The organism is Janibacter sp. Y6 (genome assembly GCF_040900765.1).
Taxonomy (GTDB): Bacteria; Actinomycetota; Actinomycetes; order Actinomycetales; family Dermatophilaceae; genus Marihabitans; species Marihabitans melonis.
This window is the reverse complement of record NZ_JAKLYZ010000005.1, coordinates 1-17,842: the sequence shown is the minus strand read 5'-3', so window position 1 is coordinate 17,842 and position 17,842 is coordinate 1. Positions and strand designations below refer to the sequence as shown.

The 17,842-nt window shown below is 73.8% G+C and carries 20 protein-coding genes; 13 read left to right on the top strand and 7 right to left on the bottom strand.

Annotated features, from left to right (window positions below; genetic code table 11):
* Nucleotides 1-34 precede the first annotated feature (34 nt).
* From L6241_RS12215 to guaA, 3 genes are all read left to right on the top strand, one after another.
* Nucleotides 35-805, top strand: coding sequence for an SURF1 family protein (locus tag L6241_RS12215; RefSeq protein ID WP_368246441.1), 771 nt, complete (start codon nt 35-37; stop codon nt 803-805).
* Complete coding sequence (locus L6241_RS12210; RefSeq protein ID WP_068273305.1) at nt 802-1,143, top strand: DUF3817 domain-containing protein; 342 nt, start codon at nt 802-804, stop codon at nt 1,141-1,143. Before L6241_RS12215 ends, L6241_RS12210 begins: the two co-directional genes overlap by 4 nt.
* 78 nt (nt 1,144-1,221) lie before the next feature.
* A complete protein-coding gene (gene guaA, locus L6241_RS12205; protein WP_068273307.1) occupies nt 1,222-2,799 on the top strand; it encodes a glutamine-hydrolyzing GMP synthase in 1,578 nt (525 codons plus the stop codon).
* A 127-nt stretch (nt 2,800-2,926) separates the two neighbouring features.
* Here guaA and L6241_RS12200 read toward each other — a convergent pair whose 3' ends face one another.
* Nucleotides 2,927-3,475 carry a hypothetical protein gene (locus tag L6241_RS12200; RefSeq protein ID WP_368246440.1) on the bottom strand — a complete coding sequence of 183 codons (549 nt, stop codon included), beginning with the start codon at nt 3,473-3,475 and terminating at the stop codon, nt 2,927-2,929.
* Between the two features lie 49 nt (nt 3,476-3,524).
* On the opposite strand from L6241_RS12200, the gene L6241_RS12195 reads away from it, so the two are divergent.
* From L6241_RS12195 to L6241_RS12185, 3 genes are all read left to right on the top strand, one after another.
* Nucleotides 3,525-4,220 (top strand): 1-acyl-sn-glycerol-3-phosphate acyltransferase, encoded by a 696-nt coding sequence (locus tag L6241_RS12195; RefSeq protein ID WP_068273315.1) that lies wholly within the window; start codon nt 3,525-3,527, stop codon nt 4,218-4,220.
* Nucleotides 4,221-4,312: 92 nt separating this feature from the next.
* Complete coding sequence (locus L6241_RS12190) at nt 4,313-5,650, top strand: MurT ligase domain-containing protein (RefSeq protein ID WP_368246438.1); 1,338 nt, start codon at nt 4,313-4,315, stop codon at nt 5,648-5,650.
* Nucleotides 5,647-6,441 (top strand): type 1 glutamine amidotransferase, encoded by a 795-nt coding sequence (locus L6241_RS12185; RefSeq protein WP_285838004.1) that lies wholly within the window; start codon nt 5,647-5,649, stop codon nt 6,439-6,441. The genes L6241_RS12190 and L6241_RS12185 overlap by 4 nt, the downstream gene beginning before the upstream one ends.
* Here the strand turns inward: L6241_RS12185 and L6241_RS12180 are convergent.
* Nucleotides 6,438-7,493, bottom strand: coding sequence for a YbhN family protein (locus L6241_RS12180; protein ID WP_368246436.1), 1,056 nt, complete (start codon nt 7,491-7,493; stop codon nt 6,438-6,440). The genes L6241_RS12185 and L6241_RS12180 overlap by 4 nt on opposite strands.
* On the bottom strand, nt 7,490-8,365 hold the full coding sequence (locus L6241_RS12175) for a PIG-L deacetylase family protein (protein ID WP_368246435.1): 876 nt from the start codon (nt 8,363-8,365) through the stop codon (nt 7,490-7,492). Before L6241_RS12175 ends, L6241_RS12180 begins: the two co-directional genes overlap by 4 nt.
* A gap of 42 nt (nt 8,366-8,407) precedes the next feature.
* Here L6241_RS12175 and L6241_RS12170 point away from each other — a divergent pair, with 42 nt between their 5' ends.
* From L6241_RS12170 to L6241_RS12160, 3 genes are read left to right on the top strand one after another with little or no spacing between them, the layout of a single operon-like run.
* Nucleotides 8,408-9,592 (top strand): glycosyltransferase family 4 protein, encoded by a 1,185-nt coding sequence (locus tag L6241_RS12170; RefSeq protein ID WP_368246433.1) that lies wholly within the window; start codon nt 8,408-8,410, stop codon nt 9,590-9,592.
* Entirely contained in the window at nt 9,589-10,326 is a 738-nt protein-coding gene (locus L6241_RS12165; RefSeq protein ID WP_368246432.1) for an NUDIX hydrolase, read from the top strand. Before L6241_RS12170 ends, L6241_RS12165 begins: the two co-directional genes overlap by 4 nt.
* A 10-nt stretch (nt 10,327-10,336) precedes the next feature.
* Nucleotides 10,337-10,672 (top strand): hypothetical protein, encoded by a 336-nt coding sequence (locus L6241_RS12160; RefSeq protein WP_068273328.1) that lies wholly within the window; start codon nt 10,337-10,339, stop codon nt 10,670-10,672.
* Between the two features lie 54 nt (nt 10,673-10,726).
* Here L6241_RS12160 and L6241_RS12155 read toward each other — a convergent pair whose 3' ends face one another.
* The 3 genes from L6241_RS12155 to ligD are packed head-to-tail and all read right to left on the bottom strand — an operon-like array spanning nt 10,727 to nt 13,529.
* Entirely contained in the window at nt 10,727-11,725 is a 999-nt protein-coding gene (locus L6241_RS12155; protein ID WP_368246431.1) for a quinone oxidoreductase, read from the bottom strand.
* A gap of 5 nt (nt 11,726-11,730) precedes the next feature.
* Nucleotides 11,731-12,555 (bottom strand): uracil-DNA glycosylase, encoded by an 825-nt coding sequence (locus tag L6241_RS12150; protein WP_368246430.1) that lies wholly within the window; start codon nt 12,553-12,555, stop codon nt 11,731-11,733.
* Nucleotides 12,552-13,529 (bottom strand): non-homologous end-joining DNA ligase, encoded by a 978-nt coding sequence (ligD, locus tag L6241_RS12145; RefSeq protein ID WP_368246429.1) that lies wholly within the window; start codon nt 13,527-13,529, stop codon nt 12,552-12,554. Before ligD ends, L6241_RS12150 begins: the two co-directional genes overlap by 4 nt.
* A 103-nt stretch (nt 13,530-13,632) precedes the next feature.
* Here ligD and L6241_RS12140 point away from each other — a divergent pair, with 103 nt between their 5' ends.
* The 4 genes from L6241_RS12140 to pcrA all read left to right on the top strand — a co-directional run bounded on the left by L6241_RS12140 (nt 13,633) and on the right by pcrA (nt 17,126).
* On the top strand, nt 13,633-13,773 hold the full coding sequence (locus L6241_RS12140; RefSeq protein WP_368246427.1) for a putative leader peptide: 141 nt from the start codon (nt 13,633-13,635) through the stop codon (nt 13,771-13,773).
* Nucleotides 13,748-14,245: a cysteine dioxygenase gene (locus L6241_RS12135; protein WP_368246426.1), complete on the top strand. Its 498-nt coding sequence runs from the start codon at nt 13,748-13,750 to the stop codon at nt 14,243-14,245. Before L6241_RS12140 ends, L6241_RS12135 begins: the two co-directional genes overlap by 26 nt.
* A complete protein-coding gene (locus L6241_RS12130) occupies nt 14,242-14,634 on the top strand; it encodes a rhodanese-like domain-containing protein (protein ID WP_068274254.1) in 393 nt (130 codons plus the stop codon). The genes L6241_RS12135 and L6241_RS12130 overlap by 4 nt, the downstream gene beginning before the upstream one ends.
* Before the next feature lie 71 nt (nt 14,635-14,705).
* Nucleotides 14,706-17,126: a DNA helicase PcrA gene (gene pcrA, locus L6241_RS12125; protein WP_368246425.1), complete on the top strand. Its 2,421-nt coding sequence runs from the start codon at nt 14,706-14,708 to the stop codon at nt 17,124-17,126.
* A 13-nt stretch (nt 17,127-17,139) separates the two neighbouring features.
* On the opposite strand, the gene L6241_RS12120 is transcribed toward pcrA, so the two are convergent.
* The coding region (locus L6241_RS12120; protein ID WP_368246424.1) for an IS481 family transposase at nt 17,140-17,842 on the bottom strand (703 nt) is incomplete at its 5' end.

The following is a 17,842-nucleotide window of genomic DNA, read 5'->3' as shown; positions in this document are numbered from 1 at the left end:
GGGAGCCCTCAGGGGCGGGACGTAACCTGGGCGGGTGCTCAGGACCGCGACCCGCCCGAAGTGGCTGGGTCTGCTGGTCCTCGCGCTCCTCGGTGCCGCGCTCGCCGTGACCGCCGGGCGCTGGCAGTGGGCCGTCGCCCACGACCGGGCCCGCGAGGAGGCCGTGCGCGAGGTGCAGGAGCGTCCCGTCGAGCCGATCGCCGACGTCATCGCGCCCCACGAGGGCTTCCCCGACGACGGGTCCGGCCAGCGCGTCGACGTCACCGGCGAGTACGAGCCCGGCAGCGGCTTCGTCGTCGTCGGCCGGCTGCTCGACGGGCGCGAGGGCGGCTGGGCCGTCGAGCGGCTCGTCGTCGAGCAGACCGGGGCCAACCTGCCCGTCGTGCGCGGCTGGCTGCCGAAGGGGGAGGAGCCCCCCTCGCCCCCGACCGGCACCGTCGACGTCGTCGCCTCGCTCGCTCCTGGCGAGGCCCCCGACACCGCGACCGGGCTCGCCCCGGGCACCGCCTCGACCATCGACCTCGCCGCCCTCGTCAACGACTGGCCGGGCGAGCTGTACAACGGCTTCGGCTTCGTCGTCGACGAGCGCGGCGGGTCCGGCGCCACCCCGCCCGACGGGCTGGAGCGGGTGCCCCCGCCCCTGCCCGACACCTCGCTGGACTGGCGCAACGCCAGCTACGCGGCCCAGTGGTACGTCATCGCCGCCTTCGTGATCTGGATGTGGTGGCGGATGATGCGTCAGGAGGCCCGACGCGACGAGACGCCCGCGCAGGAGCGCGCGGTCGTGCAGACAGGAGAGTCATGACCCAGACGAGCAGGACCGGCACCGGGGCGAGCCCCCGCCAGGTCGCGAGCGCGCTGTCCTTCTTCCGGGTGAGCGCGATCGTCGCCGGTCTGGCGATGTTCGTCCTCATCCTCGAGATGGTCCTCAAGTACGGCATGGGCAACGACGTGCTCACGTGGTGGAGCCCCGTCCACGGCCTGATCTTCATGGTCTTCGCCGCGGCGACGGCCAACCTCGGTCTCAAGGTGGGCTGGGGGATCGGCCGGATGGTCGCGATCCTCCTCCTCGCGTGCATCCCCTTCGTCGCCTTCGTCGAGGAGCGCCGCGTCGTGCGCGAGGTCGCGCCGCTCACCAGCTGAGCGCACCCCCTTCGGGCGGGTGGACGAGCGGGCGAAGGGGGCGCGAGACGCACCCTCTCGCCCCGGTAACCTGGGCGCGTGACGGAATCGCTGAAGCAGCACCCTGTCCTCGTCGTCGACTTCGGCGCCCAGTACGCCCAGCTCATCGCCCGTCGGGTGCGTGAGGCGAAGGTCTACAGCGAGGTCGTCCCCCACGAGACGAGCGCCGCCGACCTGCTCGCGAAGGAGCCGGCCGCGATCATCCTCTCGGGCGGCCCGAGCTCGGTGTACGAGGAGGGCGCGCCCGAGCTGCAGGCCGAGCTGCTCGAGGCCGGGGTCCCCGTCTTCGGCATGTGCTACGGCTTCCAGTCGATGGTCCAGGCCCTCGGCGGGACCGTCGAGCGCACCGGGCTGCGCGAGTACGGCAGCACCCGCGCACGCATCGCCGACCGCGAGTCCACCCTCTTCAACGGCCAGCCCGAGGACCAGTCGGTGTGGATGAGCCACGGCGACTCGGTCATCGAGGCGCCCGAGGGCATGCGGGTCACCGCGACGACCTCCGGCGCCCCCGTCGCCGCCTTCGAGGACGACGAGCGCCGTCTCTACGGCGTGCAGTGGCACCCCGAGGTCATGCACTCGACCTTCGGGCAGCGAGTCCTCGAGAACTTCCTCCTGCGCGGCGCCGGTCTCTCCGCCGACTGGACCGCCAGCAACGTCGTCGACGACCAGGTCGCGGCGATCCGCGAGCAGGTCGGCGAGGACCGCGTGCTGTGCGCGCTCTCCGGTGGTGTCGACTCCTCCGTCGCGGCCGCGCTCGTCCAGCGCGCAGTCGGCGACCAGCTGACGTGCGTCTTCGTCGACCACGGCCTGCTGCGCCAGGGCGAGGCCGAGCAGGTCGAGCAGGAGTTCGTCGCGGCGACGGGGGTCGACCTCGTCGTCGTCGACGCCAAGGAGCAGTTCCTCGGTGCCCTCGCCGGGGTCACCGAGCCCGAGGCGAAGCGCAAGATCATCGGCCGAGAGTTCATCCGGGTCTTCGAGCAGGCCGCCCGCGACGTCGTCGAGGATCGTGGGGACGCCGAGCACCCCGTGAAGTGGCTCGTCCAAGGCACGCTCTACCCCGACGTCGTCGAGTCCGGCGGCGGCTCGGGCGCGGCGAACATCAAGAGCCACCACAACGTCGGCGGGCTGCCCGACGACCTGCAGTTCAGCCTCGTCGAGCCGCTGCGCGCGCTCTTCAAGGACGAGGTGCGCCAGGTGGGCCGCGAGCTCGGCGTCCCCGACCCCATCGTCGACCGCCAGCCCTTCCCCGGGCCCGGGCTGGGCATCCGCATCATCGGCGAGGTCACCGAGACCAACCTCGACATCCTGCGTCGCGCCGACGCGATCGCCCGCGAGGAGCTCACGCAGGCCGGTCTCGACAAGGAGATCTGGCAGTGCCCCGTAGTGCTGCTCGCCGACGTGCGCTCCGTCGGCGTCCAGGGCGACGGCCGGACCTACGGCCACCCGGTCGTCCTCCGTCCCGTCTCCTCCGAGGACGCGATGACCGCCGACTGGACCCGCGTCCCCTACGACGTGCTCGCCCAGATCTCCACCCGGATCACCAACGAGGTCGAAGAGGTCAACCGGGTCGTCCTCGACGTCACGAGCAAGCCCCCGGGCACCATCGAGTGGGAGTGAGCGTGGCGCCGCCACCGCGCACGAGGGCCGCCACCGCGCACGAAGACGACCACGACCGCCGTCGCGTCGTTCGTCACCACCGCCCGGCGACCCGTCGACGCCAAGGGCGAGGCGGGTCCCCCTTCGCTCAGCTGAGCAGGATCGGGCCGCCGACGCAGAGCGCGACGACGAGGACGACGAGGGCGAGCATCGCGACGAGGACGCCGACGCCCTTGCGCTTCTGGGTCTCGTGCCCGATGGAGCCGGTCGTGAACTGGTGCCACGGCACGGCGTAGAAGACGGGGACGACCTGGCCCTCGCGGACGTCGACCTCCATGCCGGCCTGGCCGTAGCGGCGCAGCCACTGGGTGTGCACGTCGACGCGGTGACGGCCCGGGCGAAGGGGGTACAGCGTCGCCCCGAAGGCGCCGCTCACGCGGTGCCCGTCGACGTGGACCGCCGGGGTGAGACCGGTCGTCAGCGCGTTGCCCTGGAGGGTGACGAGGAGCGCGCCGTAGCCGGGTGGGGGCGCCATGGTCCGGGCGTGCTCGCCGTGCACCGGCATGACCGCGCCGCCCTGCGGCGGCTGGGGAGCGGGAGGGCCGGACGGGTGGTGCGGGGCCTGGTGGTGCTGGGGCGGCGGGGCGGGCGGTCCGGGGTGGTGGTGCGGGGGCTGCTGCGGCGGAGGCGGTCCCACGGGCGGAAGGCTCGACATGGGCCCGACCCTAGGTGACTACCCTGGCCGCATGCCCGCCAACCTGCCGACCCACGTCGCCGAGGTGATCCTGCGCAAGGTGCTCGTCGGGCCTCCGCTCAAGGCGTACCTGCGGATGCGTGTCGAGGGGCGCGAGCACGTGCCCGCCACCGGCGCCGTCATCATCGCGAGCAACCACCTCAGCTTCGTCGACTCGATGGTCATCCCGCTCGCCGCGGGCCGCAAGGTCGGCTTCCTCGGCAAGGCCGAGTACGTCGAGGGCACCGGGGCGAAGGGGTGGCTCAAGCGGCTGTGGTTCGGCGAGTTCGCCGGGATGATCCCGGTCGACCGCGACGACCCCCGAGCTGCCGCCCGGTCGCTCGAGGTCGCCGAGGAGCACCTGCGCTCCGGCGGTGCCTTCGGCATCTACCCCGAGGGCACGCGCAGCCGCGACGGCCGCCTGCACAAGGGCAAGACCGGGGTCGGCCGGCTCGCGGACGCGACTGACGCCGTCGTCGTGCCGTGCACCCTCGTCGGGACCGACCGCGTGCAGCCGGTCGGCGCGCGCGGGCTGCGACCGCACCGGGTGACGGTCCGCTTCGGCCCGCCGGTCGACGTCGCGAGCCTCAAGCGCCAGCACGTGAAGACCCGGCTCTACCGGGCGATCACCGACGCGGTGATGGAGGAGATCGCGCAGCGCTCGCCGCAGGAGCGCTCCGACGGCTTCTCCGACCGCAGTGCCTCCTGACCGCAGTGCGTCCTGACCCTGCCGGGCGCGACACTGGCGCGCGGACCCCGGTGCGCCGCACGGGCGTCCGGCCCGCCTCCTAGACTGACCGCGTGCTGAGGACGACCGCCGCCGTCATCGCCGGCAAGGCCGCGCGTACCGCCGCCCGCATCAGGGGCGGTGGGTCCGGGGGCTCGGCGCTGCCCGGCCTCGTCGCCGAGCGGGTCGACCCCGGCTTCCTCGCCCACGCCCTCGCCGGGGTGCGCGACGGCGTCGTCGTCGTCAGCGGGACGAACGGCAAGACGACGACGACGAAGATGCTCGTCGCGCTCCTGCGGGCCCACGGGCGCACCGTCTTCACCAACCCCACCGGCTCGAACTTCACCCGCGGCGTCATCTCGGCGATGCTCGAGGAGCTGCCCCTGCGCGGCCGGCTCGAGGCCGACCTCGCCGTGCTCGAGCTCGACGAGGCCCACGCGCTGCACTTCGCGCGGGCGGTCGCCCCGAGCCACGCCCTGCTGCTCAACGTCGCCCGCGACCAGCTCGACCGCTTCGCCGAGATCGACCACACCGCGCGGCTGCTCACCGAGCTCGCCGGCATGACGACGACCGGCGTCGTGCTCAACCGCGACGACTCCTACGTCAACCGGATCGCCGCCGAGCTCGCCGACGGCGTGCAGGTGAGGTGGTTCGGGCTCGACGAGAGCATCGCCGCGCGGCTCGGCGAGCTGCAGGAGCAGGACGTCCGGGCCCAGGACGCCTACACCCCGCCGCTGGCCGGGCCGGTCGACGGCCTGCTCGCCCCGATCGACGAGCAGCAGCTGCTCGTGCGCTGGGGCGAGGAGCACGAGGGCGGCGTCCTCGGGCCGGTCACCCTCAAGCAGCGCGGGCTCGCCGCGATGATCAACGCGACCGCCGCGACGACGACCGCCCGGATGCTCCTCGGCGAGGACTTCCGCGAGGACGCGACCCTGCACGCGCTGCGCACCGTGGCTCCCCCCTTCGGCCGCGGCGAGGTCATCGACGCCGACGGCCAGCCGCTCGAGCTCGTGCTCGTCAAGAACCCCGCGGGCTTCACCGTCGCGCTCGGCACGTACGGGTCGACGCCCGTCGCGTCGATGATCGCGATCAACGACGACTACGCCGACGGCCGCGACGTCTCGTGGCTCTACGACGTCGACTTCACCCCGCTGCGGGCGAAGGGGGTGGCCCTCACCTCGGGCGTGCGCGGCTGGGACATGGCCCTGCGGCTCGAGTACGACGACGTCGAGGTGGGCCGCACCCTCACGGATCTCGAGGCGGGGCTGAGCACCTTCCTCGCCGAGCACCGCGACGAGCCCAAGCGGGTCTTCTGCACGTACACGGCGATGCTCGCCCTGCGCCGGATGCTCGGCGAGCGCTACGACGTGCCCGAGATGGGCACCGACGCACCCGAGGCAGGTCAGGCATGAGCGATCTTGACGTCACCATCCTCGGCGAGCCCCTCGGCTCGTCGCTGCCGGCGGACCCCGGCGGGGAGGGCAAGGGAGAGATCCACCTCGTCCACCTCTACCCGCGCGAGATGAGCATCTACGGCGACCTCGGCAACACCCGCTGCCTCGCCGCCCGGATCCGGCGGCACGGCTACGTGCCGGTCGTCCACCAGCACCACCCGGGCCAGCCCTTCCCGGAGCGCGTCGACCTCGTCGTCGGCGGCGGGGGGCAGGACTCCGGCCAGGTGACCGTCGAGGACGACCTCGAGCGGATCGCCGACCGGCTGCGCGAGCTCGCCGACCAGGGCGTGCCGATGCTCATGATCTGCGGCATGTACCAGCTCTTCGGCAACGCCTTCATCACCGTGGACGGGCAGCGCCTGCCCGGGCTGGGCATCCTCGACGTCACGACCCAGGGCAACGCGAAGCGGATGATCGGCCCCGTCGTGCTGAGCACCGATCACGGCGACGTCGTCGGCTACGAGAACCACTCCGGCTCGACGACCCTCGGGCCCGGGCAGGCCCCCTTCGGGCGGGTGCGCAGCGGTCTGGGCAACAACGGCTCCGACGGCACCGAGGGCGCGATCACCGGTCACGTCATCGGCTCCTACCTCCACGGGCCGATCCTGCCCGCGAACCCGGTCCTCGCTGACACGCTCGTCGGGTGGGCCGCCGAGCACGCGACGGGGTCCCCCTTCGTGCCAGAGACGCTCGACGACTCGACGGCGCGCGAGGCCCAGCAGCGCCAGGTCCGTCGCCTCGTCGGCTAGGCGACCGGCTCGAGGTCGTCGTCGGCGGTGCTCGCCCGGCGCGGCATGACCGTCCACGCGAGCCACCCGATAACCCCGAGCGGCACCTCCATGAGGTGGGTGAAGACGGAGAAGAGCACGACGCCGGCCATCGCGGCGGCGGGGTCGGCGCCCCACGCGACGAGGGCGGCGGCCGTGCCGGTCTCGGTGACCCCGAGGCCGCCGGGGGTGACGCCGACGGCCGTGAGCAGACGCCCGATGGCGTACGCGGCGAAGAGCTGGCCGAAGGGCAGGTCGACGCCCGTCGCGCGCGTGACGAGCAGGAAGAGCGCGTAGTACAGCCCGAAGAAGCCGACCATGCCGAGGGTCATCGACAGCCAGCCCGTGCGCAAGGTCTCGGCGATGCGCGAGCGCAGGTCGCGCGCGGCCCGCTCGACCTGGTCGGCGTGCCGACGCCGCACGACGCGGATGGCGCGGTCGACGGCCGAGCCGACGAGCGCGGCCCCTCGGTCGGTCGCGACGGCGAGGGCGAAGACCGCGAGCACGACGACGCCGGTGACGATCGCCGCCCACGACGCCTCGCGCATCGAGGTGGGCAGGTCGGTGGCGCCGACGGACAGCCCGGCGATCGCGACGACGGGCAGGGCGGCGCGGGTGAGGACGTTCCAGACGCCCGTGACGACGGCCATCGTCGTGACGCGGGCGGCGGAGAAGCCCCACGACTTCGCGATCGTGTACGTCGCGGCGAGGCCGACGGCGCCGCCGCCGGGCAGGAGGTTGCTCACCGACGAGCCGCACAGGTTGAGCACGAGCGCTCGCCCGTGGCTCAGGCCGGGCATGGCGCCGACCATGACGAAGGTGTAGCAGTACAGGCCGGCGAGGACGAGGGCGATGTAGAGCAGGGCGGAGGTCGCCGGCACGGTGCCGAGCACCGAGAAGACCTCCGACCAGCTCGTCTTGGCGAAGTAGGGCAGGCCCCACACGAGCATGACGGCGGCGAGCCCGAGACCGAGGGTGACCTGCAGCCCGCGGCGCACGAGGACGCGGCGGCGGTCGGGGGCCTGGGTCGTCATGAGCCGGCCTCGACGTCGGCGAGGAGGTCGCGGCGCACGGGGGAGCCCGCGGGCAGGGCCGGGTCGCGGTACCACTCGCGGCCGAAGACGAGGTCGTAGAGCGGGCGGGGGATGCGCAGCAGCATCCCGAGCGTGCGGGCGTCGCCGGCGGAGTCGCTCGTCTGGCTCGCGTGGGCGCGCATGGAGGCCCGCTTCGCGCGGATGTGGGAGCGCACGGAGATGCGGTGGGTGATCTCGGAGCGCGCCGAGTAGGCCCGGTCGAAGGACGCGCGGTCGAAGGCGTCGGGGAAGCGGTAGACGCGCCCGACGAGGTCGAGGGCCCGGCAGATCGTGTCGCGGGGGACCGTCGCCTCGAGGACGCGAAGGGGGAGCCCGCTCGCCTCGCGGTGGCGCTGCGCCGCGGCGGCGCCGACGGCGTGGACGTGGACGTGGTCGCGGTGGCCGTAGCCGCCGTGACGGTCGTAGGTGAGCAGGACGTCGGCGCGCTCCTCGAGCAGCACCTCGGCCACACGCCCGGCGGCCTCCTCGACGGGCACCCGGGCGAAGCGGGTGGCCCCCGCGGGGTCGGGCTCCATCTGCGGGTCGCTGCCGGAGTCGGCGTAGCCGAGCTCGACGACACGGGCGACGCCCAGCGCGCGGGCGCTCGCGGCGAGCTCGCGGCTCCGGGTGGCGGCGAGGTGGTCCCCCTTCGCGCCGTAGGCCGAGGCGTCGGCCAGCCCCTGCGCCCCGTCGGTGGCGACGACGAGGACGACGCGGTGGCCCTCGGCGGCCGCGCGGGCCATCGTGCCGGCGGTGAGGAGGGCCTCGTCGTCGGGATGGGCGTGGAGGGCGACGATCGTGCGGCCGCCCCCGCCTGCGGGCTGCGAGGTCATCGGCCACACCCTCCCACACCCGGCCGTGGCACCCTGGCACCCGTGAAGGTCGCCCTGCTCACCGACTGCTACCCCCCGCGTGTCGGGGGCATCGAGTCGCAGGTCGCCGACCTCGCCGCGCATCTCGTCGACGACGGTCACGAGGTCGAGGTCTTCACGGCGACGACGGGCGCGGCGGGTCAGTCCCGCGGCGACGTCGAGGAGGGCCCGGTGCGGGTGCACCGCCTCGCCGAGCCGCTGCTGCGGGTGCCGGTCAACCCCTTCGCGGTGCCCGAGCTGCGCCGCCGGCTGGCGGCGGGGAGCTTCGACGTGGCGCACGTGCACGTGGGGGTGGTCAGCCCCTTCGCGTGGGACGCGGCTCGGGTGAGCACGGGTCTCGGGCTGCCGACGGCGATCACGTGGCACTGCGTGCTGCACCGGGCGACGGCGCTGTACCGCGCGTCGGGCGTGCTCGCACGGTGGACCGGGCGGGGAGCGGTGCTGTCGGCGGTGTCGACCTTCGCCGCGGGCCAGGTGCGCGCGGCCGCACCCGCGGGCACGCAGGTGGCGGTGCTCCCCAACGCGATCGACCTCGACCGGTGGCGCCCCCACCTACCACGCAGTACTGGTCGCGATGACGACCAGTACTGCGTGGTAGCCGGCGGCGAAGGGGGGTCGACGCCGGGCGACGGGGGGTCGACGGCGGACGACGGGGGGCCGGTCCGGCTCGTCTCGACGATGCGGCTGGCCCCGCGCAAGCGGCCCCTCGAGCTCGTCGACGCCTTCGTCGCCGCGGGGCTGGGGGACCGGGCGCGGCTCGAGGTCGTCGGTGACGGCCCGCTGCGCGCCCGGCTCGAGCACCGGGTCGCGGAGCTGCCCACCGGGCAGGTCGTCGTGCGCGGGCGGCTGCCCCGCGAGGACCTGCGCGCGCTCTACGCCGACGCCGACGGCTACCTCGCGCCGACCCGGCTCGAGGCCTTCGGCATCGCGGTGCTCGAGGCCCGCGCCGCCGGGCTGCCCGTCGTCGCCATGGGTGGCTCGGGGGTGGACGACGTCGTCGACGACGGCGTGTCCGGTCTGCTCGTGCCCGACGACGCGGGGCTGACGCGTGCCGTCGCCCGCTTCGTCACCGACGACGCCCTGCGCGCACGGATGGCGGCGCACAACCGGACCGTCCCGCCGCGGCAGGTGTGGTCGCACGTCCTGCCCGAGGTGCTCGCGGAGTACGAGCGGGCGGGGGCGCGATGAGCAGGGTGCTGCTGCGGGTCTGCGCCGACGCCGGGGGAGCGGCCGGTCTGCTCGACGAGTGCGACCCGACCGCGCTCGTCCCCCTTCGCCACGGCGAGGACCCGCGGGCCGCGCTCGCAGCGGTGGGGTGGCACGACCCGCGCTGGCTCGGCGCGAGCCGACCGGCGGGCGAGCCCGAGACCGTCGAGATCGAGGTGGCCGCCCGTCGTGGCGAGGTCACCCCCTTCGTGCCGGCGGTCGCACCGCTCGACGCCGGTCTCGACCTCGCACCGGGCGAGGAGGTCGTGCCGCACCAGCGGGTCGCCGCCTACGCCGTCGTCGTCGAGGGGGGCGCGCTCCTGCTCACCCAGCTCTCGTCGCGGGTGCACGCCGCCCCCGGCCGCTGGACCCTGCCCGGCGGCGGGCTCGACCCCGGCGAGGACCCGGTCGCCGGGCTCGTGCGCGAGGTGTGGGAGGAGAGCGGCCAGGACGCCGAGATCGGCGGGCTGCTCGACGTGCAGACGCAGCACTGGGTGGGGCGGGCGCCGAGCGGTGCGCTCGACGACTTCCACGCCGTGCGCCTGGTCTACCGGGCCCGGGTCGCCGCGCCGAGCGCCCCGGTCGTGCACGACGTGGGCGGCTCGACGGCTGACGCCCGGTGGGTGCCGCTCGACGAGATCGACGCCTTGCGCCTCGTGCCGACCGTGCTCCTGCTGCGCGAGGCCGGGCGCCTCGGCGATACCCCCGGCCCGTAAACTCCGCGGCATGGAAGCCCTGCGCCTCGTCCTCTACGTCCTGCACATGATCGCGATGGTGGCGATCGTGCTCTCCCCCTTCGTCGCGGCCCTCGGGCGCACGACCCAGGTGTGGGCTGCCCGGGTCCAGCTGCTCATCGGGCTCCTGCTCGTCGGCGTCCTCGAGATGCAGGACGCGAGCCTGAACCACACGAAGATCGGCGTGAAGCTGCTCGTGGCGCTCGCCGTCGTCGCCTGCGCCGAGATCGCGAACGCGCGCGCCCGCCGTGGCGAGAGCCACCGCCCGCTCATGCTCGCCGCGGCTGGTCTCACCGTGGTCAACGCGCTCGTCGCCTTCCTCTGGTGACCCCGCGCGTCGGGCGGTGACCGCCGTGCCGTCCGACGCGCGTGCTGCTGAGACTCAGGGGAGCAGGAGCAGCTTGCCGGTGCTGCGCCGGCCCTCGAGGTCGGCGTAGGCGCTCGCGGCGTCGTCCCAGGAGTAGCGGCCGCCGACGTGCACGTCGAGCCGGCCCTCGGCGACGGCGCCGAGCAGCTCGGCGGCGCGGCCGCGCAGCTCCTCGGTCGTCGCGATGTGGTGGGCGAGCGTCGGGCGGGTGAGGAAGAGCGAGCCGCCGGAGTTGAGGCGCTGGATGTCGAAGGGGGGCACCTGGCCGCTCGCCCCGCCGAAGAGCACCATGAGCCCTCGCGGTCGCAGCGAGGCCAGCGAGGCGTCGAAGGTCGCGGCCCCGACCCCGTCGTAGGCGACGTCGACGCCGTCCTCCCGACCGAGGCGGTGGGCGGCGCCCTCGATCTCGGAGGCGAGGTCGTCCCCCTTCGCCTCGCGGTAGTCGACGACCTCCTGTGCGCCGAGGTCGCGGGCGATCTCGCACTTCTCCGGGCCGCCCGCGGTGGCGATGACCGTGCCGCCGAGGTCGGTGATCATCTGCACGAGGAGGCGGCCGACGCCGCCGGCCGCGGCGTGCACGAGAGCGAGCGTGCCCGGCCGGACCTCGTAGGTCGAGCGGGTGAGGAAGTGCGCGGTGAGCCCTTGGAGCAGGGCGGCGGCGGCGATCTCGAGGTCGACGCCGTCGGGCACCGGGACGACCCGCGCCGCCGGGAGCACGGTGACCTCGGCGGCCGAGCCGAGGGTGAAGGGCCACGCCACCCGGTCGCCGGGGGTGAGGTCGTGGACCCCCTCGCCGACGGAGCGCACGACTCCCGCCCCCTCGTTGCCGATGACGAAGGGGGTCTGCGTCGGGTAGACCCCTTCGCGCTGGTAGACGTCGATGAAGTTCACCCCGACGGCCGCGACCTGCACCGCGACCTCGCCGGGTCCGGGGGAGGGCTCGAGCCGGGACTCGACGGCGAGGACGGCGCCCCCACCGGTGGACGTGGCGACGAGGGCACGGATGTCGGTCATGCGGCTCACCCTGGCAGAGACGCGAGGATGTCGTCGAGCATGTCCTGCGTCAGCCTCCCGGTGAAGGTGTTCTGCTGGCTCACGTGGTAGCAGCCGACGAGCTCGACGGGTCGGCCGGACGGCGTCGCGACGGCCGCGCGCGCGCCGTGCCCGAAGCGTGGCTTGGGCCGCGGCACCTGCCACCCGGCGCCGCGCAGGGCGGTGACGGTCGCGTCCCAGCCGATCGAGCCGAGGCACAGGATCGCCTCGACGTGCGGCTCGCTGATGCGCAGGCTGGCCTCGAACCACGGCGCGCAGGTCGCCCGCTCCTCGCCGGTCGGCTTGTTCGCCGGCGGGGCGCAGCGCACCGGCGCGACGATGCGCACGCCGGTGAGCTCGAGGCCGTCCCCGGCGGCCCACGACTGCGGCTGGCTCGCGTAGCCCGCGCGGTGCAGCGCCGCGTAGAGCCAGTCGCCGGAGCGGTCCCCGGTGAAGTTGCGCCCCGTGCGGTTGGCGCCGTGCGCCGCGGGCGCGAGCCCGACGACGAGCACCCGGGCGTCGAGCGGGCCGAGCCCGGGCACCGGGCGGCCCCAGTACGGCTGGTCGGCGAAGGCGGCGCGCTTGGTCGTCGCGACCTCCTCGCGCCAGTCGACGAGCCGGGGGCACGCACGGCACACGGTGATCCGGGCAGCCAGCTCGGCCGGGTCGGGCGTCGCCGCGAGCCGGCGCACGCCGGCCGCCGTGCGCGCGACGGGTGTCTGCGCGGTCGCCGGGTCGCCGGGCCAGCCGGTGCCCGGCGGGACCGGGCTGGCGAAGGGGGCACCCGTCACCGGGTGGGGGAGGAGGGTCACGCGTCGTCCTCGTCCGGGTCGGGCGGCACCTGCTCGCCCGCGGCCTCGTCGCGCTCGGCCCACTCGAGCAGCGGGGTGAGGTCGTGGGCGACGTCGTCGATGCCGGCGTGGAGGTCGCCGAGCTCGGCGAAGCGGGCCGGCACGGTCGCGATGGTGCACTCCTGCGGCTCCACGTCGGTGATCTCGTCCCACGTGATCGGGGTCGAGACCGTCGCCCGTGCGTTGCCGCGCACCGAGTACGCAGCGGCGATCGTGTGGTCCCGTGCGTTCTGGTTGTAGTCGACGAAGACGGCGGAGGGGTCGCGGTCCTTGCGCCACCACGTCGTCGTCACGAGCTCGGGCGCGCGCCGCTCGACCTCGCGGGCGAAGGCGAGCGCCGCGCGCCGCACCTCGCCGAACTCCCACCGCGGCTCGACGCGCACGTAGACGTGCAGCCCGCCGCCGCCCGAGGTCTTCGGGTAGCCGACGATGCCGAGCTCGTCGAGCACCTCGTGGACGACGCCGGCCACCTCACGCACCCGGTCCAGCCCGGCCTCGGGCATCGGGTCGAGGTCGATGCGCCACTCGTCGGGGCGATCCACGTCGCTGCGACGCACGTTCCACGGGTGCAGCTCGACGGTGCTCATCTGCACGGCCCAGACGATCTGCGCGAGCTCGGTGGGGCACAGCTCGTCGGCGTGCAGGCCGTAGCGCGGGAAGTGCAGGCGCACGGTCTCCACCCACGGTGGCGCCCCCTGGGGCAGCCGCTTCTGGTGCACCTTCGCGCCCGACACCCCCTTCGGGAAGCGGTGGAGCATCGTCGGCCGCTCGCGCAGCGCCCGCAGGATGCCGTCTCCGACCGCGACGTAGTACTGCGCGAGGTCGAGCTTCGTCGCGCCCGTCTCGGGGAAGTACACCCGCTGCGGCGAGGAGATGCGCACGTCGCGCCCGCCGACCTCGAGATGGACGTCCTCGCCGTGCTCTCCCTTGGCCATGGGGGCAGCGTAGGAGCCGCGGCGTGCTCGGTGGCGGCGAAGGGGGCGTCCACGATGCGGAACGCCTACTGAACTTGTAGGAGATGGGTGGTGGGATCGGGACATGACCTCGCCGACGCCGCTGCACCGACGCCGGCACGTCGACCTCATGCGCCTCTCCGCCGCGATGTGTCCGGGGCCTCGCCCCCGCCCGCACACCTCGCACCCCAGGAGAGACCATGCCCGTCCACAGCACCACCGCTGATCTCGCGGCCGACGCCCGCGACCTCACCCCCGTCCAGCTGCTGCGCCTCGCGCGGCTCTTCGCCGGCCGCCCCGGCATCGCCGATGAGGCGACCGCCCGCCCCGACGCCGACCCCCACGAGCGCACCTGGCTCCAGCTCGCGGGCGCCCCGCACCTGCAGGTCTGGCTCATCCGCTGGCCACCCGGCACCTCGACCGGCTGGCACGACCACGGCCGCGCGGTCGGCGCCTTCACCGTCGTGCGGGGCGCGCTCACCGAGCGCACCCGCGTCGCCCAGGTGCAGGAGGAGCGCCTCGGCGCGGGAGACGGGCGCGCCTTCGGGGCCTCCCACGTCCACGACGTCGTCAACCTCGGCGAGGATGAGGCCGTGAGCATCCACGCGTACTCGCCGTCCTTGGAGCAGATGACCCACTACGACCTCGTCGACGGCCAGCTGCGCCCGGCCGGTGTCGAGCGCCGGGAGGCGTGGTGAGCACCCCCGGCATCGAGGGGCGGCTCGAGGCCGCCCGGGCCCAGATCGACCGGGTGACTCCCGAGGAGGCCTGGCGCGAGGTCGAGGACGGCGCCGTCGTCGTCGACATCCGACCGGTCTCGCAGCGCGAGACCACCGGCGAGCTGCCGGAGGGGCCGGGATCGGTCGTCATCGACCGCAACGTCCTCGAGTGGCGTCTCGACCCCACCTCGGGCGCCAGCCTGCCGATCGCGTCGACCGACCTGCGGGTGCTCGTCCTGTGCCAGCAGGGCTACGCGTCGTCGCTGGCCGCGCAGACCCTGCGCGAGGTCGGCATCCACCGTGCGGCCGACGTCGTCGGCGGCTTCGACGCGTGGCTCGAGGCGGGCCTGCCCGTCCGCAGGCCCTAGGGCGAAGGGGGAGCCCCGCCCGCCCGCGGTGGGCGGGGCTGTCCGCGCCGCGACGTAGGGTTGGACCCGAGATGAGCAGCCTCTTCGACGACCTCCCCGACGACTGGTCCACCGCCGTGACCGACTCCGGCGTGCCCACCTGGGCGATGACCGACGAGGGCCCGGCCCGGGCGGGGACGCACCCCGCCCACCCCGGCGGGCGCGACCCCGACGAGCTGCTCGAGGGGCTCAACCCGCAGCAGCGCGAGGCCGTGCTCCACGAGGGCTCCCCGCTGCTCATCATCGCCGGCGCCGGCTCGGGCAAGACCCGTGTGCTCACGCACCGCATCGCCCACCTGCTGGCAGCCCGCGGGGTCCAGCCGGGCCAGGTCCTCGCCATTACCTTCACCAACAAGGCCGCCGCCGAGATGCGCGAGCGGGTCGAGGACCTCGTCGGCCCGCGTGCCAAGGCGATGTGGGTCATGACCTTCCACTCGGCGTGCGTGCGCATCCTGCGCCGCGAGGCGACGAAGGTCGGGATGCGCAGCAGCTTCTCGATCTACGACGCCGCCGACAGCCAGCGCCTCATCGCGCTCGTCATGCGCGACCTCGACCTCGACTCCAAGCGCTACCCGCCGCGCTCCTTCGGCCACCAGATCAGCAACCTCAAGAACGAGCTCGTCGACGAGGAGGACTTCGCCCGTCGGGTCGGCAGCGAGCACGACGAGGCGCCGGGCGGCACGCACCAGGAGCAGGTGCTCTCCGAGGTCTACACCGCCTACCAGCGACGCCTGCGCGAGGCCAACGCGCTCGACTTCGACGACATCATCATGACGACGGTCGGCATCCTCCAGGCCTTCCCCGACGTCGCCGAGCACTACCGGCGTCGTTTCCGCCACGTCATGGTCGACGAGTACCAGGACACCAACCACGCGCAGTACATGCTCATCCGCACCCTCGTCGGCGGCAGCCCCGACCACGAGCCGGCCGAGCACGCGGTCGGCCCGAGCGAGCTCGTCGTCGTCGGCGACGCCGACCAGTCCATCTACGCCTTCCGCGGCGCGACGATCCGCAACATCGCCGAGTTCGAGCAGGACTACCCCGACGCCCGCACGATCCTGCTCGAGCAGAACTACCGCTCGACCGAGACGATCCTGCGCGCGGCGAACGCCGTCATCGAGCGCAACGAGTCGCGCCGCCCCAAGCGGCTGTGGACCGAGTCCGGCGCGGGCGACGCGATTGTCGGCTACGTCGCGGACAACGAGCACGACGAGGCGTCCTTCATCGCGACGCGGATCGACACCCTCTCCGACGAGCACGGGGTCAAGCCCGGCGACGTCGCCGTCTTCTACCGCACCAACGCGCAGTCCCGTGCCATCGAGGAGGTCTTCGTCCGCGTCGGGCTGCCCTACAAGGTCGTCGGCGGCACGCGCTTCTACGAGCGGCGCGAGATCAAGGACGCGCTCGCCTACCTGCGCGTCATCGCCAACCCGACCGACACCGTCAACCTGCGGCGCATCCTCAACGTGCCCAAGCGCGGCATCGGCGACCGGGCCGAGGCGGCCGTCTCCCAGCTCGCCGAGCGCGAGCGGATCCCCTTCGTCGCCGCCCTCGGCCGCGCCGAGGACGCGCCGGGGCTCGTCACCCGCTCGCTCACCGCCATCCGTGGCTTCACCTCGCTGCTCGAGGGGCTGCAGGGCGTGCGCGAGAGCGGCGAGGGGGTCGGCGACCTGCTGACCGAGGTCCTCGAGCGCTCCGGCTACGTCGACGAGCTGCGCGCCAGCCGAGACCCGCAGGACGAGACCCGGCTGGAGAACCTCGCCGAGCTCGTCGCCGTCGCCCGCGAGTTCGACGCGACCCGGGTCGCCACCGGCGAGGAGATCAGCCTCGACGACTTCCTCGAGCAGGTGAGCCTCGTCGCCGACGCCGACGAGATCCCCGACCAGCCCGACGGCGAGGTCGAGGACCGAGGGGTCATCACCCTCATGACCCTCCACACGGCGAAGGGGCTCGAGTTCCCCGTCGTCTTCCTCACCGGCATGGAGGACGGGACCTTCCCGCACATGCGCAGCCTGGGCAAGGCGAGCGAGCTCGAGGAGGAGCGGCGCCTGGCCTACGTCGGCATCACCCGCGCCCGTGAGCGGCTCCACCTGTCGCGGGCGAGCGTGCGGTCGGCCTTCGGCACCCCGCAGTACAACCCCGCCTCTCGATTCCTCGCCGAGATCCCCGAGGAGCTGCTCGAGTGGGAGCGCACGGGGCCGACCTCGCCGGTCGCGCGGCGCGGCGAGCCCGCCGTGGCCCGGCTCGCCGCCCGTCCCGGGGTGCGCTCGCCCGGCAACCGCCCGGTCATCGCGCTCGACGCCGGAGACCGGGTGACGCACGACGCCTTCGGGCTCGGCACCGTCGTGCGCGTCGAGGGCGAGGGCGAGAAGTCCATGGCGCACGTCGACTTCGGGGGCGAGACCGGCGTCAAGCGCCTGCTCCTGCGCTACGCGCCGCTCACCAAGCTCTAGATGTACTCGGCCGTCAGGTTGTTGACAGTCGACTGGTCGGGGCGAGGCCGCCGAGTGCGGTGTGGCGGCGTTCAGTGTTGTAGTGCTCGAGCCAGGGTGCAAGGGCGTCTGCTCGTTGCTGGTTGCTGGTGAAGACCTGCCGGTAGGCCCACTCGGTTTGCAGGGTGCGGTTGAAGCGTTCGACCTTGCCGTTCTGCCAGGGGCAGTGGGGCTTGATGAACTTGTGCTTGGCACCGAGCTGGTCGAGGACCTCGCGCACGTCGTGGGAGTTCTTGTAGGAGAAGTGGTTGTCGGTCATCACTCGCTCGATCCGGGTGATCCCGTGGTCGGCGAAGTAGGCCGCGGCGCGGCGGATGAACCCGGCGCAGGAGGTGCCCTTCTCGTCGGACAGGATCTCGCTGTAGGCCAGTCGGGAGTGGTCCTCGACCATGGAGTGCACGTAGTCGTAGCCGATCCGGGCCTTCTTCTTCGCCGAGGTCGATCCCATCGCTCGACCGTGGGCCTTCCACCCGCCGCCGTCGGGGATCTTGCCGACCTTCTTGACGTCGACGTGGACCAGCTCGCCGGGACGGTCGCGTTCGTAGCGCACCGCGGTGGTCTTCGACGCGCGGATCACTTCGCCGGTCAGCGGGTCGCACTCACGCAGGTACGGCACGCCGTGGCGCCGCAGAACCCGGCTGACGGTGCGCGCGGGCACGCCCAGCTCGGGACCGATC